This is a genomic window from Methylobacterium sp. WL1 (assembly GCF_008000895.1).
Lineage (GTDB): Bacteria > Pseudomonadota > Alphaproteobacteria > Rhizobiales > Beijerinckiaceae > Methylobacterium.
The window spans coordinates 452,537-476,824 of record NZ_CP042823.1 but is presented as its reverse complement, the minus strand read 5'-3'; the positions used below and the strand labels follow the sequence as shown (position 1 = coordinate 476,824).

18 protein-coding genes and 1 pseudogene are annotated in these 24,288 nt (G+C 68.7%); 9 read left to right on the top strand and 10 right to left on the bottom strand.

Features of this window, described 5'->3' with window-relative positions:
* The first annotated feature begins 295 nt into the window (after positions 1 to 295).
* On the top strand, positions 296 to 1,816 hold the full coding sequence (gene ilvA, locus FVA80_RS02615) for a threonine ammonia-lyase, biosynthetic (RefSeq protein WP_147905681.1): 1,521 nt from the start codon (positions 296 to 298) through the stop codon (positions 1,814 to 1,816).
* A 4-nt stretch (positions 1,817 to 1,820) separates the two neighbouring features.
* Here the strand turns inward: ilvA and FVA80_RS02610 are convergent, their stop codons facing one another.
* The 3 genes and pseudogenes from FVA80_RS02610 to FVA80_RS02600 form a co-directional block, all read right to left on the bottom strand.
* Positions 1,821 to 2,480, bottom strand: a complete 660-nt coding sequence (locus FVA80_RS02610; RefSeq protein WP_147905815.1) for an MgtC/SapB family protein — start codon at positions 2,478 to 2,480, stop codon at positions 1,821 to 1,823.
* 215 nt (positions 2,481 to 2,695) lie between these two features.
* Positions 2,696 to 3,599: pseudogene (locus tag FVA80_RS02605) on the bottom strand (EcsC family protein).
* Between the two features lie 61 nt (positions 3,600 to 3,660).
* On the bottom strand, positions 3,661 to 5,043 hold the full coding sequence (locus FVA80_RS02600; RefSeq protein ID WP_147905679.1) for an AmpG family muropeptide MFS transporter: 1,383 nt from the start codon (positions 5,041 to 5,043) through the stop codon (positions 3,661 to 3,663).
* A 240-nt stretch (positions 5,044 to 5,283) separates the two neighbouring features.
* Here FVA80_RS02600 and FVA80_RS02595 point away from each other — a divergent pair, with 240 nt between their 5' ends.
* Together FVA80_RS02595 and FVA80_RS02590 are read left to right on the top strand one after the other, a co-directional pair.
* Positions 5,284 to 6,324 (top strand): histidine kinase dimerization/phosphoacceptor domain -containing protein, encoded by a 1,041-nt coding sequence (locus tag FVA80_RS02595; RefSeq protein WP_147905814.1) that lies wholly within the window; start codon positions 5,284 to 5,286, stop codon positions 6,322 to 6,324.
* A 155-nt stretch (positions 6,325 to 6,479) separates the two neighbouring features.
* Positions 6,480 to 6,923: a response regulator gene (locus FVA80_RS02590; protein ID WP_147905678.1), complete on the top strand. Its 444-nt coding sequence runs from the start codon at positions 6,480 to 6,482 to the stop codon at positions 6,921 to 6,923.
* A 112-nt stretch (positions 6,924 to 7,035) separates the two neighbouring features.
* Here FVA80_RS02590 and mutS read toward each other — a convergent pair whose 3' ends face one another.
* The 4 genes from mutS to FVA80_RS02565 form a co-directional block, all read right to left on the bottom strand.
* Positions 7,036 to 9,750 carry a DNA mismatch repair protein MutS gene (gene mutS / locus FVA80_RS02585; protein WP_147905677.1) on the bottom strand — a complete coding sequence of 905 codons (2,715 nt, stop codon included), beginning with the start codon at positions 9,748 to 9,750 and terminating at the stop codon, positions 7,036 to 7,038.
* A gap of 152 nt (positions 9,751 to 9,902) precedes the next feature.
* A complete protein-coding gene (locus FVA80_RS02580) occupies positions 9,903 to 10,202 on the bottom strand; it encodes a hypothetical protein (protein WP_147905813.1) in 300 nt (99 codons plus the stop codon).
* Positions 10,203 to 10,538: 336 nt separating this feature from the next.
* On the bottom strand, positions 10,539 to 11,399 hold the full coding sequence (locus FVA80_RS02575; RefSeq protein WP_147905676.1) for an alpha/beta hydrolase: 861 nt from the start codon (positions 11,397 to 11,399) through the stop codon (positions 10,539 to 10,541).
* A 402-nt stretch (positions 11,400 to 11,801) separates the two neighbouring features.
* Positions 11,802 to 13,535, bottom strand: a complete 1,734-nt coding sequence (locus FVA80_RS02565; RefSeq protein ID WP_147905674.1) for a patatin-like phospholipase family protein — start codon at positions 13,533 to 13,535, stop codon at positions 11,802 to 11,804.
* 198 nt (positions 13,536 to 13,733) lie between these two features.
* Between FVA80_RS02565 and FVA80_RS02560 the strand changes: the two genes are divergently transcribed.
* The 4 genes from FVA80_RS02560 to mmsB all read left to right on the top strand — a co-directional run bounded on the left by FVA80_RS02560 (position 13,734) and on the right by mmsB (position 18,852).
* A complete protein-coding gene (locus tag FVA80_RS02560) occupies positions 13,734 to 14,486 on the top strand; it encodes an SDR family oxidoreductase (RefSeq protein WP_147905673.1) in 753 nt (250 codons plus the stop codon).
* Between the two features lie 476 nt (positions 14,487 to 14,962).
* Positions 14,963 to 15,991: a multiple monosaccharide ABC transporter substrate-binding protein gene (chvE, locus tag FVA80_RS02555; protein ID WP_246692486.1), complete on the top strand. Its 1,029-nt coding sequence runs from the start codon at positions 14,963 to 14,965 to the stop codon at positions 15,989 to 15,991.
* A 99-nt stretch (positions 15,992 to 16,090) separates the two neighbouring features.
* A complete protein-coding gene (gene mmsA, locus FVA80_RS02550) occupies positions 16,091 to 17,626 on the top strand; it encodes a multiple monosaccharide ABC transporter ATP-binding protein (protein ID WP_147905671.1) in 1,536 nt (511 codons plus the stop codon).
* Positions 17,623 to 18,852 carry a multiple monosaccharide ABC transporter permease gene (mmsB, locus tag FVA80_RS02545; protein ID WP_147905670.1) on the top strand — a complete coding sequence of 410 codons (1,230 nt, stop codon included), beginning with the start codon at positions 17,623 to 17,625 and terminating at the stop codon, positions 18,850 to 18,852. The genes mmsA and mmsB overlap by 4 nt, the downstream gene beginning before the upstream one ends.
* A 490-nt stretch (positions 18,853 to 19,342) precedes the next feature.
* Here mmsB and FVA80_RS02540 read toward each other — a convergent pair whose 3' ends face one another.
* Entirely contained in the window at positions 19,343 to 20,314 is a 972-nt protein-coding gene (locus FVA80_RS02540) for a polyprenyl synthetase family protein (RefSeq protein ID WP_246692235.1), read from the bottom strand.
* 144 nt (positions 20,315 to 20,458) lie between these two features.
* Between FVA80_RS02540 and mtgA the strand changes: the two genes are divergently transcribed.
* Entirely contained in the window at positions 20,459 to 21,121 is a 663-nt protein-coding gene (gene mtgA / locus FVA80_RS02535; RefSeq protein WP_147905669.1) for a monofunctional biosynthetic peptidoglycan transglycosylase, read from the top strand.
* Here mtgA and FVA80_RS02530 read toward each other — a convergent pair.
* Positions 21,099 to 21,665, bottom strand: a complete 567-nt coding sequence (locus FVA80_RS02530) for a hypothetical protein (RefSeq protein ID WP_147905668.1) — start codon at positions 21,663 to 21,665, stop codon at positions 21,099 to 21,101. The two genes, mtgA and FVA80_RS02530, sit on opposite strands and share 23 nt — an antisense overlap.
* Before the next feature lie 552 nt (positions 21,666 to 22,217).
* On the opposite strand from FVA80_RS02530, the gene FVA80_RS02520 reads away from it, so the two are divergent.
* Positions 22,218 to 22,838, top strand: coding sequence for a hypothetical protein (locus FVA80_RS02520; protein WP_147905667.1), 621 nt, complete (start codon positions 22,218 to 22,220; stop codon positions 22,836 to 22,838).
* Positions 22,839 to 22,858: 20 nt separating this feature from the next.
* On the opposite strand, the gene FVA80_RS02515 is transcribed toward FVA80_RS02520, so the two are convergent.
* Positions 22,859 to 24,097: an argininosuccinate synthase gene (locus FVA80_RS02515; protein WP_147905666.1), complete on the bottom strand. Its 1,239-nt coding sequence runs from the start codon at positions 24,095 to 24,097 to the stop codon at positions 22,859 to 22,861.
* Between the last annotated feature and the right edge of the window lie 191 nt (positions 24,098 to 24,288).

Below are 24,288 nucleotides of genomic sequence, written 5' to 3'. Positions count from 1 at the left end.
CCACCTTCGGCCGCGACCAAGCCGAGCGGTCTTACGCTGGGCTGACGGCGCTGTTCGCCAAGAACCCCGCTGCTGGCCTTCTTCCGGGATGACCTCGTGCCTCCGGTGCGGCTGTATCCGTACCGCGCGCATGTCGTCGGGTATGTCGAGCACGCGGCCGGCATCTTGATCGTCCGCGTCCTTTACGGCCGCCAGGATTGGACCCAGCCTCTGACCTGAGCGAGCCTCCGCTCGCATCTCGCCGCGCGAGAGTTTATCTCGGCCCATCCGCGCCGCGCGCCGAAGTCCCAAAAACATGACCGACTACATCCGCAAGATCCTGACCGCCCGCGTCTACGACGTGGCGATCGAGAGCCCGCTCGATCCGATGCCCCGGATGACGAAGCGGCTCGGCCGGCCCGTGCTGCTCAAGCGCGAGGACCTGCAGCCGGTCTTCTCGTTCAAGCTGCGCGGCGCCTACAACAAGATGTCGGGCCTGAGCCCGGACCAGATCGCCCGGGGCGTGGTCTGCGCCTCCGCGGGCAACCATGCGCAGGGCGTGGCGCTGGCGTCGGCCAAGCTCGGGGCCCGGGCGGTGATCGTGATGCCGCGCACCACCCCGTCGATCAAGGTCGATGCCTGCCGGGCCCGCGGCGCCGAGGTGGTGCTGCACGGTGACGCGTTCGACGAGGCCCTGGCCCACGCCAAGATCCTGGAGGCCGAGCAGGGGCTGACCTTCCTGCACCCGTTCGACGATCCCGAGGTCATCGCCGGCCAGGGGACCATCGGCAAGGAGATCCTGGAGCAGCATACCGGGCCGATCGAGGCGATCTTCGTGCCGGTGGGCGGCGGCGGGCTGGCCGCCGGGATCGCGACCTTCGTGAAGTACCTGCGGCCCGGCACCAAGGTGATCGGCGTCGAGCCCGAGGATGCCGCCTGCATGGCGGCTGCGCTCGCCGCCGGCACCCGGGTCAGCCTGCCCTCGGTCGGGCTGTTCGCCGACGGCGTCGCCGTGCGCCAAGCCGGCGAGGAGACCTTCCGGCTCTGCCGGGAGCATCTCGACGAAGTCATCACGGTGGACACCGACGCCATGTGCGCGGCGGTGAAGGATATCTTCGACGACACCCGGGCGGTGTCGGAGCCGTCCGGGGCGCTGAGCCTCGCCGGGGCCAAGCTCTACGCCGAGCGCGAGGGCGGCGACGGCACCCTGATCGCGATCTCTTCGGGGGCGAACCTCAACTTCGACCGCCTGCGCCATATCGCCGAGCGGGCGGAGATCGGCGAGCAGCGCGAGGTCCTGCTCGGCGTCTCCATCCCGGAGCAGCCCGGCGCCTACCGGGCGTTCATCAGGGCGCTCGGGCCGCGGGCGATCACCGAGTTCAACTACCGCCACGCCCCGGGCTCCGAGGCGCAGATCTTCGTGGGCATCAACATCGCCGGCGGCAAGCGCGAGAAGCAGGGACTGATCGGCGACCTGCGCGAGGCCGGCTACCGCGTGCTCGACATGAGCGACAATGAGATGGCGAAGGTCCATGTCCGCTACATGGTCGGCGGCCGGGCGGTGGGCGTCGCGCACGAGCGGCTGTTCCGCTTCCAGTTCCCGGAGCGGCCGGGCGCGCTGATGAAGTTCCTGGACGCGCTGGGGCCGGGCTTCGACATCACCCTGTTCCACTACCGCAACCACGGCGCCGATTACGGCCGGGTCCTCGCCGGCATCGCGGTGCCGCCGGCCGAGCGCACACGGTTCGATGCGGCGATCGAGGCGTTGGGCTACCCGGCCACCGACGAGACCGAGAATCCGGCCTATCGCCTCTTCCTGGACGGCGAGGCGGCCTGAGACGTCAGCTGTCGACGGTATCGACCGAGACCACCTCGGCGGTCTCGCGCAGCTTGGCGGCGATCGCTTCGAAGCTCGTGCGCGACAGCCGGACGAAGGTGACGGTGACCTCGTCGAGGTCCGGGTCTGAAGCCGGCCGGGTGGTGAACTGGCGCACCCGCGAGGCGCGCTCGCCGGTCACCGCATGGAGGGTGTCGATCGACATCTCGCCCTTGCGGACGGTCATGCGCAGGGTCTGGGACCGCATCCGCTCGCGCCAGCGTTCCTCGAACGGCTTGATCCCCGCCAGGATGCCGACCACCAGGACCGTCGTCGCCAAAGCCGGCACATAAAGCCCGCTGCCGATCGCGAGCCCGATCGCCGCCACGCCCCACAGGCTTGCCGCCGTGGTGAGCCCCTTCACGACCTCGCCGCGCAGCAGGATCGTGCCCGCGCCGAGGAACCCGATTCCCGAGACGACCTGCGCGGCGATGCGGGAGGGATCGAGCACGACGTTCTTGGTGCCGAGCACGTCGCTGAAGCCGAAGGCCGAGACGATCATGATCAGGCAGGAGCCGACGCAGACGAGCATGTGCGTCCGCAGGCCCGCCGCCCAGAGCAGCCGCTCGCGCTCCAGCCCGATGACGCTGCCGGCCAGCGCCGCCAAGGCGAGCCGCATCACCATCTCCGCGTTGCTGATCAGGATCGCCTCCATCGCTGCGCGTCAGACGGATCGTTTCTGGCGGGACCGGGAAGGCGGATCAAGGCGGATCCGGGATACGATCGCCGTTCCGCTCGGCGTGCCTCACGGGGCCACAGGCGAACCCGGAATGCCGAGGCGGTCCGTCCCGACGACAGCGAGGCTGCCGACCGCAAGTCCGTTCAGGCGGCGACGCGCGTTCAGGCCGCCCCCAGCGCCGCCTTCTCCACCTCGTAGGCCGCCCGCACGGCGACCGGACCGTAGGCCCGCTCGAGCCGCCGGACCGTGAAATGCGCCCGGGCGGTCGATTGGAAGTGGCTCATGAAGGCGGTGTTCACCGCGGCGCCGCCGAAGGCGCCCAGCACGGGGACGGCCTGGGCTGCGACCTTCTGCGAGACCACGAGGCCGAACCGGGCCGCGATCTGCGCCGTGAACCGGATCAGGGCCGGAGCCGACTGGTCGAGCAGGGTCTTGCTGCCGGCGTAGCGTGCGGCCTCCGCCAGGGTCTTGGCCAGGGCCGCCCGGACCGCGAAATAGCCGCTCTCGGTCAATGCCGAGCCCGCCTCCGTCTCGGCCGCGGTGCGTCCGCCCAGGGCGAAGACCTGGACGCAGGCCAAGGCACCCTCTGGCGTTTCCAGGTCCTCGCCTTCGTCGCGGGCGATTTCGGCGATCGAGCGGAGCATCAGCGTGGTCGAAACCGGCAGCTCGACGGCCAGCGTCGCCAGCCCGAACGCGCCGCCCAGCGCCCCGGACAGCGCCGCGAACGCCTTGTGCTTGGTGTCGCCCGAGCCGAGCAGACGGGTCAGCCGGCTGTCCGCCTTGGCGGCGACTGCCTCGATCTCGGTGCCCGCGGTGGGAACGACGTCCCTGCGCGGCAGCGTCGCCAGGGCGACCCGCAGCGCGCCGCGCATCGCCGCCTCGGTGGAAGCGGCCGACGGCCTCCGTCACCGGGGCGGGCAGCGAGCGGCCGATGATGTCGAGCGGGGCGCCGGCCGCCGAGGACAGGCGGGCGGCCAGGCTCGGCCGCTCCAGTACCGCCACGGCCCGGCGCAGGGCGGCGAGGTCCGCCTCGCTCAAGGCGATTTCGGGGATCGGCGCCGGCATCGTCGCGTCGGCGCGAGTGAGATCGCTCGTGCTCATCCGTGAATTCCTGGATCTGATCGCATCACGCGGTGCCGGAAGCCCGCGCCGTGGAAGGAAGCTCGGGCGCCGGGATGCGGTTCCCCGCCTCGTCCGCCGCCCGTGCCGCAGCCTCGTCCTGACGCTGCCCGCGCCGCCCGACCGCGAGGCAGAGGATCAGCACCGGGATCCCGACCAGGGAGGTCATCACGAAGAAGGCCGGATAGCCGATCGCCGCCACGACGAAGCCGGACGACCCCGCGACCAGCTTGCCCGGCAGGGCGTAGAGCGAGGAGAACAGTGCGTACTGCGTCGCCGCGTAGGCCGGGCTGGTGAGGCTCGACATGTAGGCGATCAGCACGATGCCGGCGAAGGAGCCGCAGAAGTTCTCGATCGAGATCGCCACCGTCAGGCGCCAGATCTCGGGAGCGCCGGCCGACAGCCAGGCGAAGGACAGGTGCGAGGAGGCGGCCAGGAAGGCGCCGAGCAGCAACGTCGGGAACAGGCCGAGCCGCGCCAGGGCCCAACCGCCCGCGAAGCCCCCCGCGATGCCGACCCAGATGCCGTACAGCTTGGTGACGGTTGCGATCTCTTTGAGGTCGAAGCCCAGCGTCCGATAGAGCGGGCTCGCCATCACGCCCGAGAGGAAATCCGGCAGACGGTAGAGCGCCACCAGCAGCAGGATGCCCCAGAGCGCGCCGCCGAAGCGGCCGTGCAGCTCGGTCAGCGGCTCCAGCACGGCCCGGCGCATGGACCAGAACCGGGAATGCCCGGCCGCGTCGGCCTGCACCCGCGCGGGTGCGTCGAAGGCCGGCGCCAGCAGCGCGGCGATCATCCCGACCAGCATCAGGGCCGCCATGATCAGGTAGGCCAGCGTCCAGCCCCCGGACGAGGCGATGAACAGGGCCCCGGCGCCGGCCGCGATCAGCCCGAGCCGGTAGCCGAGGTTCGAGGTCGCCGCCAGGATGCCCTGGAAGTCGCTGCCGGCGGCGTCGATGCGCCAGCCGTCCACGACCACATCCTGGCTCGCCGCGCAGAAGGCCACCAGGAAGGCCCCGAAGCCGAGCAGCGCCAGGTTGGTCTTCGGGTCCGAGAAGGCCATCAGGATCAGGCACAGGGCGACGGCGGCCTGCGTGGTCACCATCCAGGCCCGCCGCCGGCCGAGCAGCCTGCTCAGCACCGGCACGTTCAGCCGGTCGATCGCCGGGGCCCACAGGAACTTCAGCGAGTACGGCAGCGCGACGTAGCTGAACAGGCCGATCGCCCGCACGTCGATATCCGAGAAGGCGAGCCGGAGCGTGAAGGTCCCGAGCACCAGCAGGAGCGGCAGCCCGGAGGAGAATCCGAGCGCCAGCATCAGCAGGATTCGGCGATCCTCGACGATGTCGCGCAGGTGAAAGCGGCGCGCAGCCTGTGGCGGGTTGGCCATGGCATGGAACTCCTGAGCCTTAATGGCCTTGATCCCGCGAAATCGTGGCAGCCTTGCGCCGTTCGGGTCTTGGCTGAATCGGGGGGCCGTGCGCCTAAATCATGGTCGATGCCTGCTTAACGTGGTCTCCACGTCCTGCATGCGCGGGGCGTGATCGGCGTTGCCGTATCCTAAAGCCGGGTCGATCGAGTGTGGAATGATGCGTTGAGTGCCCGCCCCGAGCCCAGTCCGCCAAACGCGATGCTGGTCGATGCCTTTGCCCGTTCGCCGTCCCCGATGGTGATCACCGACGCGCGTGCGCCCGACAACCCGATCTCCTGGGTCAACGACGCGTTCCTGGCATTGAGCGGCTTCGCCGTCCATGAACTGGTCGGACGCAACTGCCGCATGCTCCAGGGGCCTGGAACCGACAAGTCCGAGGTGGCCCGGATCCGGGCCGCCGTCGAAGCCGGTGATTCGATCAGCTCCGAGCTGCTGAACTATCGCAAGGACGGCTCGCCCTACTGGAGCGCCATGACGATCACGCCGGTCCACGACGCGGCCGGCCTCGCGTATTTCTACGCGGCGCAATCCGACATGACCCACACCCGCGAACGCGAGTTCACCATGCGGGTGAACAACGACGAGTTGGAGCGCCTGGTCGCGACCCGCACCCATGACCTCAGTGCGGCTCTGGAGCAGAAGACCGCTCTGCTTCACGAGGTCGACCATCGGGTGAAGAACAATCTTCAGGTTATCTCCTCGCTGATGCTGCTGAAGGCCCGGCGCACGCCGGAGGGCGAGGCCCGGGACGCGCTCCAGGGCATGGCCGAGCGGATCGGAGCGCTCTCGACCGCGCACCGGATGCTCTACTCCGAGGGCGACTGCACCCACTTCAACCTCGGCGATTTCGCGGCCGAGTTCCTATCCGACGTGAATGCCGGCCTCGATCACGAGACGCGACGCGTCGAGGCGGAGGTCGAGCCGATCTCGGTGGCGGCCGCCATGGCGGCACCGCTCGCCCTGCTCATCCACGAGCTGACCGCGAACGCCCTGCGTCACGCCTTCCCGGATGCGCGCGAGGGCCGCGTCTCGATCACTGCCCGTCGCACCGAGTCCGGGATGCGCCTGACGATCCGCGACGACGGCGTCGGCATCGCGGCGGCGGCCCCGAACCCCGCCGGTTTCGGTCGTAATCTCGTAGAGATGGTGGTGCGCCAGCTGCGAGGCACCATCGCCTGGGTTGATGCCGGACCCGGCACCCATGTCCAGATCGATATCCCGCTCCTGGCGCCGGCTTGAGTCTTCGGCCCAAAGGCCTCAAGCTCAGTGCCCCTGAACACCATCCCGAAGGCCGGATGCTGGCTCTCGGACCGCGTCGATGCTCGATGAAGAACCTGGAGCCTCCCCGGATCCGCGATCCGCTGGTGGGCCCTGCAACGGGATGGGGACAGCGCATGAGGGGCGGGAATGCCGGCACGGACGCTGCGCTCCGCATCCTCGTGGTCGAGGATGAGGTGCTGATCGCCCTCGAACTCGAATGCCTGCTCGACGATCTCGGGCACGTCACGGTCGGCATCGCGGGGAGTTCGACCGAGGCGATCGCGCTGGGGCGCTCCGCCACTCCGGACGTCGCCTTCGTGGACATCCACCTGGTCGACGGCCCCACCGGCGTCGAGGTCGCCCGGGCGCTCTCGGCGGATCCGCGGATCACCGTGGTGTTCATGACCGCCAACGCGAAGCGCATCCCGGACGACTTCGCGGGTGCCATCGGGGTGATCGCCAAGCCCTATAGCGAGCGCGTCGTCGCCAGCATCCTGGACTGGGTCGGCGACCGCCGGGCCGGCCGTGCGCCGGAGCATGGCGCGCCGGACGGCTTTCATTTTGCTCCGGCGCCGTAAATCTGCAGACCCAACGCTCCTATCAAATCCCCCAAGTCGAGGCGACGGCGCGAGGCTGCTGCGCAGCACTCCAGGATGAGGAGGCTTGGCGGGAACCCCTCTTACGCCGCGATCACCGCTTCTCCGCCCGCTCGCGTTTGAGCCGATAGAGCGCGTCCAGCGCCTCCCGGGGCGTCAGCGCGTCCGGATCGATGGTGTCGAGCAGCGTGCCGATCGGATCCTCGGCCGGCGGTTCCGGCGGCGGTGGCGGGGCGAGGGCTGCGAACAGCGGCAGGTCGTCGATCCTGGCCCGCGCTGGACGCCCGCGCTCCGCCTTCTCCAGGCTCTTCAGGATCGCCCCGGCGCGGGTGACCACGCTGGCCGGCAGCCCGGCCAGACGCGCCACCTGGAGGCCGTAACTGCGCTCGGCGATGCCCGGCACCACCTCATGCAGGAAGACCACGCCGTCGCGGTGCTCGGCCACCTTCAGGGTCGCGTTGTCGAGCCGCGCCAGCCGGTCGCCGAGCGCCGTCAACTCGTGGAAGTGCGTGGCGAACAGTGCCCGGCAGGCATTGGCCTCGTGGAGGTGCTCGAGGCAGGCCCAGGCGATCGACAGCCCGTCGAAGGTCGCGGTGCCTCGGCCGATCTCGTCCAGGATCACCAGGGAGCGCCGGCTCGCCTGATTGAGGATCGCGGCGGTCTCGACCATCTCGACCATGAAGGTCGATTGCCCGCGCGCCAGGTCGTCGGCGGCGCCCACTCTGGAGAACAGGCGGTCGACCCGCCCGATCTGCGCCGACGCCGCCGGAACGAACGCGCCCATCTGGGCCAGCACGGCGATCAGGGCGTTCTGGCGTAGAAAGGTCGACTTCCCGCCCATGTTCGGGCCGGTGATCAGTCGGATCCGGCCACGCGTCTCGCCCGACAGGTCGCAATCGTTGGCAATGAACGGCTCGCCCGCCCGGCGCAACGCGGCCTCAACCACCGGGTGACGACCGCCGATGATCGCGAAGGCCAGGGTATCGTCCACCTCGGGCCGCCGCCAGTCCAGCTCGACCGCGAGTTCGGCGTTGCTGGCCGCGACGTCGAGCGACGCCAGGGCTTCGGCGACGCGCGCAGTCTGCGAAGACTGTTCGACGATACGGCCGGCCAATTCTTCGAAGATCGCGGATTCGAGCGCCAGCGCGCGGTCCGAAGCGCCGGAGATCCTTCGCTCCAGGTCGCCCAATTCGACGCTCGTGAAGCGCATCGCATCGACCATGGTCTGGCGATGCACGAAGTCCCGCTGAAGGCCCTTGAGGCAGGCCTCACCCACCGATTGCGGAACCTCGATGAAATATCCGAGCAGGTTGTTGTGCTTGATCCGCAGCGTCCGGCAGCCGGTCTCCTCGGCGTAGCGGGCCTGGAGTGCCGCGACGACCTTGCGCGAATCCTGGCCGAGCAGCCGGGCTTCGTCCACCGCCGCGGAAAACCCCGCTTTGACGAAGCCGCCGTCCCGCCGGGACAGGGGCAGCTCGTCGGCCAACGCGGCCTGCAGCGACGTCGCCAGGGCCGGATCGGCCGCCCCCAGGGCCTCGGCGACCTCCGCAAGCTCCGGTGTGCCTACGCCGGCCTGCGTCAGGACCGCCCCGAGGCCGGCGGCGGCCGACAGCCCGTCCCGGATCGCGGCCAGGTCCCGGGGGCCGCTGCGCCCCAACCCGACCCGGGAGAGCGCCCGCGCCAGATCGGGGGCCCGGGCCAGCGTCTCGCGGATCGCTTTCCGGAGGCCGTGGTCCTCGACGAGATACGCGACGGTCTCGTGCCGGCGGGCGATGCGCTCCAGGTCGGTGAGCGGCCCCGCCAGGCGCTCGGCCAGCAGGCGGGCGCCGTTGGCGGTGACGGTCCGGTCGATCGTGTCGAGCAGGCTGCCGGTGCGCTCGCCCGAGAGCGTGCGGGTCAGCTCCAGGTTGGCGCGAGTGGCAGCGTCGATGGCGAGCGTCGACCCAGCCTCCTCGCGGCTCGGCACCGAGAGGGGCGCCCGGGCGGCGAGCTGCGTGCGGGCGATGTAGAGGAGCCCGGTCCCGGCGGCCTGGATCTCGGCGCGGGTGAAATTGCCGAAGCCGTCGAGGGTCGAGACCCCGTATTGCTCGCGCACCCGCCGCTCGGCCGCGGCGGGCTCCAGTTCGGCTTGGGCCAGGGGGACGATCGCGGCCCGGCTCTCCTGCCAGATCCGCGCCAGCGCCGGATCGGCGTGGATCGCCTCCGACAGGACGATCTCCCGGGGATCGTGTCGGGCGATGGCGCCGGCGAGATCGCCGCCCGAGACCTCGCTCAGGGAGAAGCGGCCGGTGGAGATGTCGATGGCGGCGAGGCCGTACGCCGTGGCCCCCTCCCCGGTCTTGCGTCGGCCGATCGCCAGCAGGAGGTTGGCGCTGGCCGGATCGAGGAGGCGATCCTCCGTGATCGTGCCCGGCGTGACGAGGCGGACCACCTCGCGTCGCACCACCGATTTCGGGCCGCGCCGCTTGGCTTCGGCGGGATCCTCGGTCTGCTCGCAGACCGCGACCCGGTTGCCCAGCGCGATCAGGCGGCTGAGGTAGTCGTCGGCGCGGTCGACCGGCACGCCGCACATCGGGATCTCGGCGCCACCGTGCCGGCCGCGCTTGGTCAGCACGATCCCGAGAGCCCGCGACGCGATCTCGGCGTCGCCGAAGAACAGCTCGTAGAAATCCCCCATCCGGTAGAACAGAAGGCAGTCGGGGTTAGCCGCCTTGATCTCGATGTACTGCGCCATCATCGGCGTTGCGCCGGCCGGATCCAGGCTGGCGGCGGGCGGTGTGTCGGCGATGCGGACGGCGGTTCGGGCCATGGCGCCTCTTAGCAGAGTGCGTCTGCCGAATCAGGCCGTCCCGGGCTACGCGCCTGGGGAGAAGCCGTCATCGTCGGTGGATGCCGTCGCTCCGACATAGAAAAACCCGGCGCTTGCGGCGCCGGGCTGTCATTCGATTTGGGAGTGACGGCTCAGTAACGCGGGCCGCCGGTGGTGCTGCCCAGGTTCTGCTGGTAGCCCGGCCGCGACGGGTTCTTCGAGTTCGGGTTGCCGTGGTGCATCGTATTCATGCGGCGCATCCGGCGCTGATGGCGCGTGGAATGATGACGGTGCATCCGGTGATCGTGGCGGTGATGCATCGCGACCTGATCGATCATGTCGTGACCCGTCAGGCCCGATTGCGGCAGCGCCGGGGCCGCCTGAACCGCCGCCGTTCCGGCGACGAGACCGCCCAAGACCAAGCTAGCGGTCAGCAGTGAACGAAAAGACATTTTTAAAATACTCCATCCGACTTCGAGAAGGCGATCCATAATGATCTGCGGCTGGCGAAGTTCCCAAGACTCTGCTGAAAAAGATTCAGTCCAATCGATGGAAAAATCAGATTGTCCCAAGGTCCAGAGCGTGTTTCGTCGATAGACCTACCTTGAGCTAAATCGAGGTCATGATAATACAACTTCTGAGATGAATTAAGCGCTCGACTGCCGAAACCGTGAGACTTTCGTCGGCTCGACACGCACGAGACCGGGCCGGATGCAGGCTTTCCGGGATCGGCACTGAACGCAGACAGCCCGTCGAAGAGATGTGCGGGGTCGGCCCGGGATCGTGATTCAGACCAGAAACGCTTGCAACGCGCTGTTGACGGCCACCGGCTCTTCGTGAGCGAGCCAATGGCTCGCGCTTGGGAACCACGCGATCCGCCCGTCCTCGCAGAGATCCAGGCTCGCCTCCGCGAGGCCGGATTGCAGGGCGGTGTCCTGCTTGCCCCAGAGGATCAGGGTCGGCACGCGGACCCGCGGCGGCGCCGTCCGCGGCAACTGCGCCAAGGCACGGTACCAGTTCAGCATGGCGGTCATCGCGCCCGGCTGCAGCCAGGCCTCGACATAGCGGTCGAGGTCCGAAGCCGCGAAGGCCCCGGGCCGGCTCGTGCGGGTCAGCGCCCGCCGCAAGGCCCGGCACCGATCCGCCGTCAGCAGCCGCTCGGGCAGCACGGGGATCTGGAACAGGCCGACATAGGAGCTCCGCAGCCACTGCCCCGGGTGGCGGCGGATGTAGGATCCGACAATGCCCGGATGCGGCGCGTTGAGGATCGCGAGCCGGTCGATGCGGTCGGGATACAGGCTGGCGACCCACCACGCGACCAGCCCACCCCAATCGTGGCCGACGAGGCGGATCGTCCGGAAGCCGCAGGCGTCGGCCAGGGCGATCACGTCACCGGCCAGCCGGTCGAGATGGTAGGCGGCGATGCCGTGCGGCTTGTCGCTGAGGCCGTAACCGCGCTGATCGGGCACGACCAGCCGCAAGCCTGCCTCCGAGAGCGCTCCGATCTGATGGCGCCAGCCGTACCAGGATTCGGGAAAGCCGTGCAGGAGGATGGTCGGCGGACCCGCCTGCGGACCGGCCTCGGCCACGTGCAGGGTCACCTCCGGCAGGACGACCCGGCGCATCGCAACGCCCGCTACATCGTTCATCCGATCCCGTGCTCCGTCAGGCCCAACGGCTCACGTGGGCCGCCGGCCGTGCATCCATCCCGTCAGAAGCCAAGGGCGGAACAGGCGCCCGCCTCGGCCGCGAGTTGGTCCCTGAGCCGATCCGGAGATGTCCGCGTCCAGAGACAGAGCAGGACGAAGGCGGCACCGTGCAGCAGGGCTCCCGAGGCGGGGACATAGGGTGCGCCATCGCCATCCCGTAGGCTTGATGCCCGCGCGCTATCGGTCCGGTTGCGTGGTCCTGAAGAATTCGTAGTCATCGTCTTCGAGCTCAGCGTGTCTTCGTCTCAGGGAAGATCGTTGACCGGGGCATCTGGTTACCCCCTGCTCGTCGCCACGGTGTGCTGGCACACGCGCGACCGCCCTGCGCGATCCGGCGATCGGTCAGCGCATCGGATCGAGCCACTGCGCCAGATGTCCGGCCTCGATGTTCGCGCGGGTGTCCCGGTAACCGAGCTCGGCCGATTCCCGGAAGCTCGACCACGCGCGCAGATCGATGCCGGCGAGCGGCGGTCTGAGCAGGGCCGTGGCGTGGGCCGCGGCCATCATGGTTTGCGCATCGCTCGACACGGTGGCCGCGCGCAACAAGAGCGGCGCCAGGCCCGGCATCGCGGCCGGCGAGCCGATCAACCTGCGCAGGAGCCGGCCGCGCCAGCCCCGGATGGGCATGTCCTGGAACGCGCGGTCGCTGCCGACATCGACGGCCAGGACCGGACCACGCTCCAGTTCGGCGGCGACGTCCGCGGGCACGTTGTTCATCATGCCCCCGTCGACCAGCACGCCCGCCTCGCACAGGACTGGGGGCAGCAGTCCCGGGATCGCGATGCTCGCCCGCAAGGCCTTGGGCAGGTCCCCGGCGCGGTGGATCATCGCCCGCCCGGTCGTCAGGTTCGACGACACGCAGAAATACGGCAGCCACAGGTCCTCGATCCGCGCGCCGCCGTAGCGTTCGGCGAGACCTGCGTCGACCTTGGAACCCCGCGTCAGGGCGTGGATGGGCAAAGTGTAATCGTTTATCAGGCTGCGGCCGGCGAACGAGGCCTCGGTCTGCGCCTGGATCTCGGCGAGGCTCCAGCCCATGGCGAGGCTGGCGGCGATGATCGCTCCCATGCTGGTGCCGCCCACGAAGTCCGGCGGACAGCCGGCCTCGTCCAGGGCCTGGAGCACGCCGAGATGGGCAAATGCGCGCGCGCCGCCCCCGCCGAGCACCAGTCCCCGCCCGACCCCGCTGGCCAGCCGTGCAAGCCGACGGACGTCGAGGTGCCGGCCGGGGCGGACCTGGACCCGCATCGCAACGGGCAGGCCAGCGACCTGCGGGTGCAGGGCCTTCGGGCGCGATGCCGCGGGGTCCTGGCGCACCACCAGGTCCATGCGGATCCAGTCGGACCGCACCCGCTCCAGATAGGCGGTCACGCCGGGGCGCGGCGGCGCGCCGGGCTCGGCAAGCAACAGAACATGGTCGCCGAGGCGCTGGCTCAGCCGCGACCACGCGTCGCCGATGTCCCGCGCAACGAACACCGTCCGCGCATGCCGGGCCTCGAAGGCGTGAACCCAGTCCTCGTCGGCCCCATCGGGCCACCGGCTCAGGCAAGCCGTTTTCCCCGGCAGGATCGCGTCGAGGGCGGCGGCGAAGTCGTGGGCGAGCGGCTCCGGGTCCGGGCCATCCGTCACCGCCAGAACCACGAAGGTGCGCGGCGCTTGATGCACCGAATGGCCGTCGTAGAGCGTGCGCAGGCGCTCGGCGAGCATGCGGGCGAAGTAGAGGAGCGTGTGCGGATGCTCCGTGATCACGGTCTCGAAGGCGGCGCGTGTCAGGCACAGGAACTGCGAATCCCGCAGTGCCATGACGGTCGCGGCGCGCGGCGCCTCGGACAGGAGCGCCATCTCGCCGAAGGTCTCGGGTGGGCGCAGCCGGGCGATCCGGGTGAAGATCCCGTGGCGATCGCGCGTCGAGACGCCGACCGCGCCGGAAACCAGCGTGTAGAGCGCGTCGCCGACATCGCCCTGCTCGAACAGGGTCCGGCCGGCTGGCACCGCCATCGAGACCATGCGGGCACGGACGGCCGAGACCGCCGCCGCGTCAAGTCCGGCCAGGAACGGGATCTCGGGTGCGCTCATCTGCGCTCCGCTGCGGCCGCGATCGCACCTGTTTCCCGAAAGGCCCGCATCCCGCCGCTCCCGATCCCGCGTACCGTCATCTCCACCATAGCGTGTTGCCGGTCGCTACGGTCCCCATGCATCTGAAACGGATCGCCCTTCGCGCCGCCACGGCGGTCCGGTACAGCCGGGGCAACGTCATGGAACAGGGAGGCGGCGATGTCGGTGGCTGGTCGGATCGCGATCGTGACCGGAGCGGGGACGGGGGTCGGCAAGGCTTCGGCCCTGGCGCTCGCCGGGGCCGGATGGACCGTCGTGCTGTCCGGGCGGCGGCAGGCGCCGCTCGACGAGGTCGCGGCGCGGATCGAGCCCGGCCGCGCCCTCGTGGTGCCCACCGATGTGACCGACCCGGAGTCGATCGCCAACCTGTTCGCGCAGACCAAAGGCCGGTTCGGCCGTCTCGACCTGCTGTTCAACAATGCCGGGATCGGTGCCCCGGCTGTCCCGCTGGAGGATCTGCCGCTCGAGACCTGGCGCCAGGTGATCGACACCAACCTGACGGCGCTGTTCCTGTGCACCCAGCACGCCTTCCGGATCATGCGCGACCAGGATCCCCGTGGCGGCCGGATCATCAACAATGGTTCGATCTCGGCCCATGCCCCGCGGCCGAATTCGATCGCCTACACGGCGACGAAGCACGCCGTGACCGGCCTGACCAAGGCGACTTCGCTGGATGGGCGCGCCTACGACATCGCCTGCGGCCAGATCGATATCGGCAACGCCGACACCCCGATGGGCGGCAAGATGAAGGCCGGCGTCGCGCAGCCCGATGGCTCGACGCGGCCTGAGGCGGTGATGGACCCGGACCATGTCGGCGACGCGGTGCTGATGATGGCGAACCTTCCCCTGGAGGCGAACGTCCAGTTCATGACCGTGATGGCGACCAAGATGCCGTTCGTCGGACGCGGCTGAAATCCCGGGCCGTCGCCTGCCGGCGCGGCCCCGCCCACACGGCGCAACCGCCTTCAACAGCATCCACGCTTTTTCCGTGTGCTCTGCGCGGCGCCGATTGACGCACCGTTTTATAACTCATACAAATCGCTCAACAAAAACGGCCGAGTTACGAACTCGGTCGCGCGCGGGGCGAGGGCCCTCGTAAGCCGTGCGCCGCCTTCGCCAGTTCCGTCACCGGGCGTCCGTCGGACGACCGGGCCGCCGGTGCCGGTGCCGAAGACTGGTGACCGTCCCAACACGTCGGGATCGGCTCGCCGAGGAAGTTCTCGCGCAGAGTTGGCTATAGGGCGCCGATCTGCCGACGACGTCCGTCAATCAAAAAAAGCATTCGCTCAACGCGGCGTGCGCCGATCCGGCGCGCGGGACGACAATACGACCGGGGGGACTTGATGATCACCAAGCAGTCATTCTTGAGGCTCGCGCTCGCTGCCACGATGCTGGCCGGCATCGCCGTGCCGGAGGCGCTCGCCGCCGGCGGCGACCTGATCGGTGTCGCCATGCCGACCAAGTCGTCTCAGCGCTGGATCGACGACGGCAACAACATCGTGAAGCAGCTGTCCGCCAAGGGCTACAAGCCGGACCTGCAATACGCCGACGACGACATCCCGAATCAGCTCGCCCAGATCGAGAACATGCTCACCAAAGGGGCAAAAGTCCTCGTGATCGCGTCGATCGACGGCACGACGCTCAGTGACGTGCTGTCGAAAGCCAAGGATGCCGGCGTCAAGGTCATCGCGTACGACCGCTTGATCAAGGGAACCCCGAACGTCGATTTCTACGCCACGTTCGACAACTTCCAGGTTGGCGTGCAGCAGGCCAACTCGATTGTCGACGCGCTCGGGCTGAAGGACGGCAAGGGCCCGTTCAACATCGAGCTGTTCGGCGGCTCGCCGGACGACAACAACGCCTACTTCTTCTACGACGGCGCGCTGTCGGTGCTGAAGCCGTATGTCGACGCGAAGAAACTGGTCGTGCGCTCTGGCCAAGCCGGAATGGACAAGGTCTCGACCCTGCGCTGGGATCCGGCCACCGCCCAGGCACGCATGGATAACCTGCTCTCGGCCTATTACGGCAGTGCCAAGCTCGATGCGGTCCTGTCGCCCTACGATGGCATCTCGATCGGCATCATCTCGTCGCTCAAAGGCGTCGGCTACGGCTCCGGCAGCCTGAAGATGCCGGTGGTCAGCGGCCAGGATGCCGAGCTGCAATCGGTCAAGTCCATCATCGCCGGCGAACAATACTCGACCGTGTTCAAGGATACGCGCGAGCTGGCCAAGGTAACTGTGGCGATGATTGACGCCATCGAGAACGGCAAGCAGCCCGAGGTGAACGACACCAAAACCTACAACAACGGCAAGAAGATCGTCCCGTCCTTCCTGCTGAAGCCGGTCGTCGTCACCAAGGATAACTGGAAGCCGGTCCTCGTGGAAACCGGCTACTACACGCTCGACCAGCTGAAATAAGCGCGGCGGGGCCGGGGTCCGGTCCCGATCGATCCTGGCCGATGCCGGCATCCCCGGCATCGGCTGCCGACATCTGAACGATGAGCCGGAATTGGTCGCATGCAGCCCGTCCTCGAAATGCGAGGGATTACGAAGACATTTCCCGGCGTCAAGGCGCTCTCCGACGTCAACCTGACGATCCGGCCGGCCGAGATCCATGCCCTGGTCGGGGAGAACGGCGCCGGAAAGTCGACGCTGATGAAGGTCCTGAGCGGGGTCTACCCGCACGGAACCTACGAGGGCGAGATCCATTACGAGGGCCGCCTCAGCGCGTTTCGGGACATCTCGGACAGCGAGCGCGTCGGGATCGTCATCATCCACCAGGAACTCGCGCTGGTTCCGTTCCTGTCGATCGCCGAGAACATCTTCCTCGGCAACGAGCCGGCCCGGTTCGGCATCATCGACCGGGACCGGATGTTCAGCCGGGCGGTCGACCTCCTGAGGACCGTGGGGCTCGAGGAGAACCCCGAAACGCTGGTCACCCATCTCGGCGTCGGCAAGCAGCAGCTCGTGGAGATCGCCAAGGCGCTCTCGAAGAAGGTGAAGCTGCTCATCCTCGATGAGCCGACCGCGAGCCTGAGCGAAAAGGACAGTGACGCGCTCCTGCGCCTGCTCGTCAGCTTTCGGGAACAGGGTATCGCGTCGATCCTGATCTCCCACAAGCTCAACGAGATCTCCAAGGTCGCCGACCGGATCACGGTTCTGCGCGACGGCACCACGGTCGAGACGCTGGATTGCCGTGACGGCACCGTCGATGAGGACCGAATCATCCGGGGCATGGTCGGCCGCGAGATGGCGAACCGGTATCCGGCCCGCGAGCCGCGGCTCGGCGACGTGATGCTGGAGGTGCGCAACTGGACGGTGCACCACGCCGTCCACGCCGACCGGGCGGTGGTGCGCAACGTCAGCCTCACCGTCCGCAAGGGCGAGATCGTCGGGATCGCCGGCCTGATGGGCTCGGGCCGCACCGAACTCGCCATGAGCCTGTTCGGCCGCGCCTACGGCCAGGGCATCTCGGGCCAAGTCCGGATCGAAGGCCGGGACGCCGACGTCTCGTCCATCGGCAAGGCGATCACGGCGGGCATCGCCTACGTCACCGAGGACCGCAAGCAGCTCGGCCTCGTGCTCGACGAGACCATCACCAAGAACACCACGCTGGCGAACCTGCCGGGCGTGTCCAGGGCCGCGGTGATCGACGAGGACAAGGAGTGCGGCGTCGCCACCGACTATCGCGCGAAGATGCGCATCCGCTCCTTCGGAGTCGCGCAGCAGACCGTAAACCTGTCCGGCGGCAACCAGCAGAAGGTCGTGCTGAGCAAGTGGCTGTTCACGCACCCCAAGGTGCTGATCCTGGACGAGCCGACTCGGGGCATCGACGTCGGCGCCAAGTACGAAATCTACGCGATCATCAACGAGCTGGCCGAGGGCGGCAAGGGCGTGCTGATGATCTCGTCCGAGATGCCTGAGCTACTCGGCATGTGCGACCGCATCTACGTGATGAACGAGGGGCGTTTCGTGGGTGAGTTCCAGCGCTCGGAGGCGAGCCAGGAGGCGATCATGCGCGCGATCATGCGCTCGAAGGAACTGAACGCATGACCGAGACCTCTGCGGCCAAGACGATGCCCCCCGGTCCCGAGTCCGTCCCGGACGCCAAGCCCGCTGCCGATGCGCGCGCCAAGCGCGGCTTCCTGGGAACCTCGCAGTTCCGGGATTACGGGCTGGTGATCGCCCTGCTGCTGATCACGCTGTTCTTCGAGTACACGACGAACGGCGTGCTGTTCCAGCCGCTCAACCTGACCAACCTGATCCTGCAGAACAGCTACGTCGTCGTGATGGCGCTGGGCATGCTGCTGGTCATCGTGGCCGGCCATATCGACCTGTCGATCGGCTCAATCGTCGGCTTCGTCGGCGCCCTGGCGGGTCTGCTCATGGTGCATTACGGCATCGACCCGTTCACCGCGACCATCGTGTGCCTCGCGGTCGGCGCCGCCATCGGCGGCCTGCAGGGCGCGTTCGTGGCGTATCTCGGGATCCCGAGCTTCATCGTCACCCTCGCCGGCATGCTGGTGTTCCGGGGCCTGACGCTCGCGCTGTTGCAGGGCGCCTCGATCGGGCCGTTCCCGGAGGTGTTCCAGCTCCTTTCCAAAGGCTTCCTGGTCAACTTCGCCGGGCCCTGGACCGCGATGCTGATGGGGCTCGTGCTCGCGCTCCTCCTGCTCGGCATGAACTGGCAGCGCCGCTCCGTTCAGGTCCGCCACGGAGGCTCGCCGGACAGCCTGGCCTCGTTCATCGCCCGCAACGGCATTATCACCGCGGTGATCCTGGCCTTCGCGTACCAGATGAGTTCGTATCGCGGCCTGCCGAACGTGTTGCTGGTCATGTTCGTGCTGGTGATGATCTACCGCTTCGTCACCACCCGCACGACGATCGGGCGGCGCATCTACGCGCTGGGCGGCAACATCAAGGCCGCACGCCTGTCGGGCATCAAGACCGAGCGGCTCACTTTCCTGACCTTCGCCAACATGGGTGCCCTCGCCGGGCTCGCCGGCATGATCTTCGCCGCGCGCCTCAACACCGCGACCCCGAAGGCCGGCGTCGGGTTCGAGCTCGACGTGATCGCGGCCTGCTTCATCGGCGGCGCCTCGGCCGCGGGCGGCATCGGCAAGGTTTCGGGGGTCGTCATCGGGGCGTTCATCATCGGCGTGATGAACAACGGCATGTCGATCCTCGGGATCGGCATCGACTACCAGCAAGTCATCAAGGGTATCGTGCTGCTCGCGGCTGTCTGCCTCGACGTCTACAACAAGAAGAACCGGGCCTGACGCGACAAGGCTGCTGCTCCCCGGCGGCAAGGGCTCAAGACGTCCGCCCAGGCTGCAGGTCGTCGCTGCGCTCCGGCTGGGTTGGCGGGGCGGGGGGCTGCACGACCTGGGCCATGAGCAGCCGGTGGGGCTGCGGTCCCGCCAGCGGGTCGATGGTTCGCGGCTCGGGCACCGGCGGACGCAACGGCGGCGCGGGTGTACGCCGCGTCGGCCTCTTCGGAGCCGGCAGCGCGGAGAAGCCGACACACAGGACGAGGCACGACAAGCCAGTCAGGACACCCTCCACGGAGGGGTCCGTGCGAGTCATCAGATAGCCAAGGCCGCCGAGACCCGAGCCGGCGGCCAGGATGCGGGAGAGCGACGGGTAGGCGGGCATGCCCGACGGTCGCGTCCGCGTCCTTGCCGGGCGGTCAAACCGATCCGTTCAATTGTCGCGAGCCGGCCGGCCCTGCGCCGAGCGCATGCGCAGCACCGGTTTGCGGGAAGCGGTTCAGGTCTTGCGCGCCACCGTGAAGCGGGCGGCGTCCCGCAAGGTCCGGGCGCCCTCGCCCCAGAGCGCCACAGCATCCTCGCAGACGCCGACCAGACGGTCGCACTCGGCCCGGGCGCCGTCCAGGCCCAGGCGATCCACCAGGGTCGCCTTGCCGGCGTCCTTGTCCTTGCCGGTGGCCTTGCCCATCGCCTCGGGCGAGGCTTCCCGGTCGAGGATGTCGTCGGCAATCTGGAACGCCTGGCCCAGTGCCAGACCATAGCGCAGCAGCGCCGCCCGCTGACCCTCGTCGGCCCCGCCGACGATCGCGCCGGCTTCCACCGAGAAGGCCAGGATTGCGCCGGTCTTCATCGCCTGCATCCGCAGGGTGTCGTCCACGTCCATGGTGGCGGCGCCGAACCGCCCTTCGGCGGTGAGGTCGAGGAGCTGGCCGCCGACCATTCCGCCGAGGCCTGAGGCGCGGGCGAGCCCGAGCACGAGGTCGGCGCGGATTCGCGCGTCCGGCTGCCAGGTCGGGTCGGCGACGATCTCGAAGGCGAGCGTCTGCAGCGCGTCGCCCACCAGGATGGCGGTCGCCTCGTCGTAGGCCTTGTGCACCGTCGGCTTGCCGCGGCGCATGTCGTCGTCGTCCATGGCCGGGAGGTCGTCGTGCACGAGGCTGTAGCAATGCACCAGTTCGACACCGGCGCCGGCCGCGAGCGCTGCGGCCTCCGAGCCACCGAGCATCCGGGCGGTCTCGATGGCCAGGAACGGGCGCAGGCGCTTGCCGCCGCCCAGCACCGCGTGCCGCATCGCCTCCATCAGGCGCGGCGGCCGGGCGATCTCGCCGGGGCCGACCTCTGGTCCGAGGCGCTCGACCAGGAAGGTCTCGACCGTCTCGGCGACCTGCGTCAGCCTGTGGGAAAACCCGGCGGCGGGAGTGGCCGTCTTGACCGAACCGGTCTGAGCCTGCGTTGAGGGTATCGAGGTCATCGGGCGCTGCGTCCGGTCTTGGCCTGGCGAAATCAATCGGGCGTCGCTTTGCGCGGAGATGAAATCAAGATCAACCGAACCGGACCCAGGCGGATCGCGGCGGAGCGCGCCTTGCCACGCGCTCGCCCAAGGCGGTCCCGCCGTGTGCGCCGGATCGTGGGAGCGCTCCTGCTGCTCCCCGCCGTCGGATTCATCTCCACGCTCACGCTGGCGCTCGTCTATAGCGCGGTGACGCCGCCGTCGACTCTGATGCTCGGACGCTGGTTGACGCTTCAGCCCGTGAGCCGGGACGCGGTGCCGCTCTCGGCGATCGCGCCGGCGCTGCCCCAAGCGGTGATCGCCTCGGAGGACCAGCGTTTCTGCCTCGATTACGGCGTCGATTTCGGGGCCATCCGCGAGGTCGTGGAGGACGAGGATTCGCCGAGCCGAGGCGCCTCGACCATCGCCATGCAGACGGTGAAGAACGTCTTCCTGTGGCCGGGCCGGTCCTACATCCGGAAGGCGTTCGAGATCCCGCTCGCGCTGGCGCTGGACGCCCTCTGGGGCAAACGGCGGATGATGGAAATCTATCTCAACATCGCCGAATGGGGCGACGGCATCTACGGCGCGCAGGCGGCGAGCCGCCACTGGTTCGGCAAGGACGCGAGCCGGCTGAGCCGGGGAGAAGCCGCCCTTCTGGCCGCCGTGCTGCCGAACCCGATCACCCGCAGCGCCGGCCGCCCCTCCCCCGGGGTCCGCCGCCGCGCCGCGCAGATCCAGGCCATGATGGGACAGATCGAAGGGCTTACGGGCTGTCTCCGGCGATGACGGTCTCCCGTGCTTCGGTGCTGGTCCTGATCGACGCAAGCATGCGCCGTCGCAAGAAACCGCTGACGGGGCGGATCAGCAGCCAATACGGCATGAACTTCAGCCGCGCGGCGCGGCTCGCGCAGAAGACGCGGGTCTCGGTGACGAGCCGGGTCCGGCCGTCGGGGTCACGCCGGGTTTGGAAGGCAAGGGCGAGTTTCGCGATGTGCGTCGCATCGCAGGCCACGAACGCGGCGTCGTCGGCGATCGTCTCGAGCCCGTAATCCGGTCGCCAGAACCGGCCGACCAACCCATAGACGATCTCGCTCTCGCTCCGGCCGAGGAGCGTGAAGTCGTCGAAGCCGAATTGCGGACGCACCGCATCCGGCTTGCCAAGGACGCGCATCGGCCATTCCCGCAGGCCGATCATGAGCCGAAAGAATCGATCCGAATCCGGTCGATAGGCGGCAACGCGGTCGAGGATCGCGGCAGGTTCGGCAGCCACCAGGCAGGCATGCATCTCGCTGAACTGGTAGGTCGGCAGGTATCGGTCGAGGAGGCGCATGCCGGTGTCAGGTAGCGTCCGCTGAATGCGTTTGAGCCGATCGTCCCGCACAGTCATCGCGAGTGCAGCGAAGCGACCAAGTACAGCGCGCGCTCCCCGAACAAGGCGCTATCCTCGCTTGCTTCGCTGCGCTCGCGATGACCGCGTCGGTCGCCCCAAGCCTATCGATCGGAGACCACATTGGCCGCCAATCCTGTGCGTCCGGCTGGTTGCGTTCGACCATACAATCGTCGCTGACGCGTGGCCAATTCAAGAAAAAATTATCCCGGCGCCCGCCCTGCGGCACCAGTACGCGGCTGCGGCCGATCTTGAGGATATCGACACGCCGTACGTCGACTGGAAAGGCCACAGCTTCAGGAAGCAACACCAACGGATCGTGATCGCAGGTGTGGACGGTCGAACCGGCCATGGGCATCCCCGATTCGCGAAATCAAACCCCATCTATGAGTGATCGGACGCCATGCGGGAACAAGGCCGTACCGGGCGGTAGCAGCCTCCGAATCGGCTCTGTAAGAGAGGCGCCAGAACCACGACATCCGGGACCGACCGACCATGAACGACGCCGTCTACGACCTCACCCTCGAGCGCATCGCCCTGATTCGCCGGATGGTGGTCGCCTGGAACGGCGCCGAGCCCGGCGCGCCGATGATTCACCCGGAGGCGCCCTACGGCAGCCACGACCGGGACGGCGACATCGCCAACGTCACCGGGGACGACGACGGCGCCGAGGAGGAGCATCGGGCGCTCGAGGATGGGATTGCGGTTTTCTCGCAGAACGCGAAGCTCAAGCCCGGCCGCTACCAATATCACAACCCGCTCGCCAAGCTGGATTGCGCGGCGATCACCGACGTATTCCGGGATGCCGCCACCGGCGAGACGCCGGAGCACATCACTTTCGCGGTGACGGACGCGCATCTCGCGCTGATCCCGCAGCTCAACCACGTCTGGGACGCGGAACACGGCGTGCCGCGCATCGACCTGGAGCGGCCCTATGGCGGGACGGGACCGTACACGCACGCCATGGGGCAGCACATCGGCGGCGCCACCGATGACGACAGCCTGGCCCGGCTTCACCGCGAGATGCAGCCGGCCTTCCAGATCTTCCTGCGCTACGCCGATCTCGGGCCCGGCCCGTTCCGCAGGAATGCCGCGTCGGTCTGGGAGCCCGCTTGAGCGAGGCCCCCGGGGGCCGCTCAGGCGTCCCGCTTCTTGCGCTGCGCCAGGGTGCGCAGCCGGAGCGCGTTCAGCTTGATGAAGCCCGCGGCGTCGCGGTGATCATAGGCCACGGCGCCTTCCTCGAACGTCACGAGGTCCTGATCGTAGAGCGAGTGCGGGCTCTCGCGGCCGATCACGTGGACGCCGCCCTTGTAGAGCTTCAGCCGCACCGTGCCCGTGACCTTCTCCTGGCTCTTGTCGATCAGCGCCTGGATCATCTCGCGCTCAGGCGAGAACCAGAAGCCGTTGTAGATCAGCTCCGCGTATTGCGGCATCAGCTGGTCCTTGAGGTGGGCCGCGCCACGGTCGAGCGTGATCGATTCGATCGCCCGGTGGGCCGGCAGCAGGATCGTGCCGCCCGGCGTCTCGTACATGCCGCGGCTCTTCATGCCGACGAAGCGGTTCTCCACAAGGTCGAGCCGGCCGATGCCGTTGTCGTGGCCGAGCTGGTTGAGCTTGGCCAGCAGGCTCGCGGGCGACAGGGCCTCGCCGTCGATCGAGACCGCGTCACCCCTCTCGAACCCGATGGTGATGATGGTCGGCGTGTCCGGCGCCTGCTCCGGGGAGATCGTCCGGGAGAAGACGTGGTCCGGCACCTCGATGGCCGGATCCTCCAGCACCTTGCCCTCCGAGGAGGCGTGCAGAAGGTTGGCATCCACCGAGAACGGGCTCTCGCCGCGCTTGTCCTTGGCGATCGGGATCTGGTGCTGCTCGGCGAAGGCGATCAGCTGCTCGCGCGAGCGCAGGTCCCACTCGCGCCAGGGGGCGATCACCGTGACGTCGGGCTTCAGCGCGTAGTAGCCGAGCTCGAACCGGACCTGATCATTACCCTTGCCGGTGGCGCCGTGGCAGACCGCGTCGGCCCCGACCTTCTCGGCGATCTCGATCTGCTTCTTGGCGATCAGCGGCCGCGCGATCGAGGTGCCCAGCAGGTACACCCCCTCGTAGACCGCGTTGGCCCGGAACATCGGGAACACGTAGTCCCGTACGAACTCCTCGCGCAGGTCCTCGATGTAGATGTTCTCGGGCTTGATGCCGAGCAGCTCCGCCTTGCGGCGGGCGGGCTCCAGTTCCTCGCCCTGGCCGAGATCGGCCGTGAAGGTGATGACCTCGCAGCCGTAGGTGGTCTGCAGCCACTTCAGGATGATGGAGGTGTCGAGGCCGCCGGAATAGGCCAGCACCACCTTCTTCACGGGGCTCTTCGCGGGATCGGACATGCTGGTTCCGGAACTGGTGCAGGGTGTCGGCGGCTTATCGCGGGCATCATCGGCCTGCAACCGGCGTGCCGCCTCGCGCGTAGCCTGTTGCCGGACGATCGACAGCGTTTCGCCTCATGACGGCCTTGCGGCCGTGTGAGGCACGGCGCGGCGCGGGCATTGCCTGATCCCGGCCGCACGAGAGCATCGGA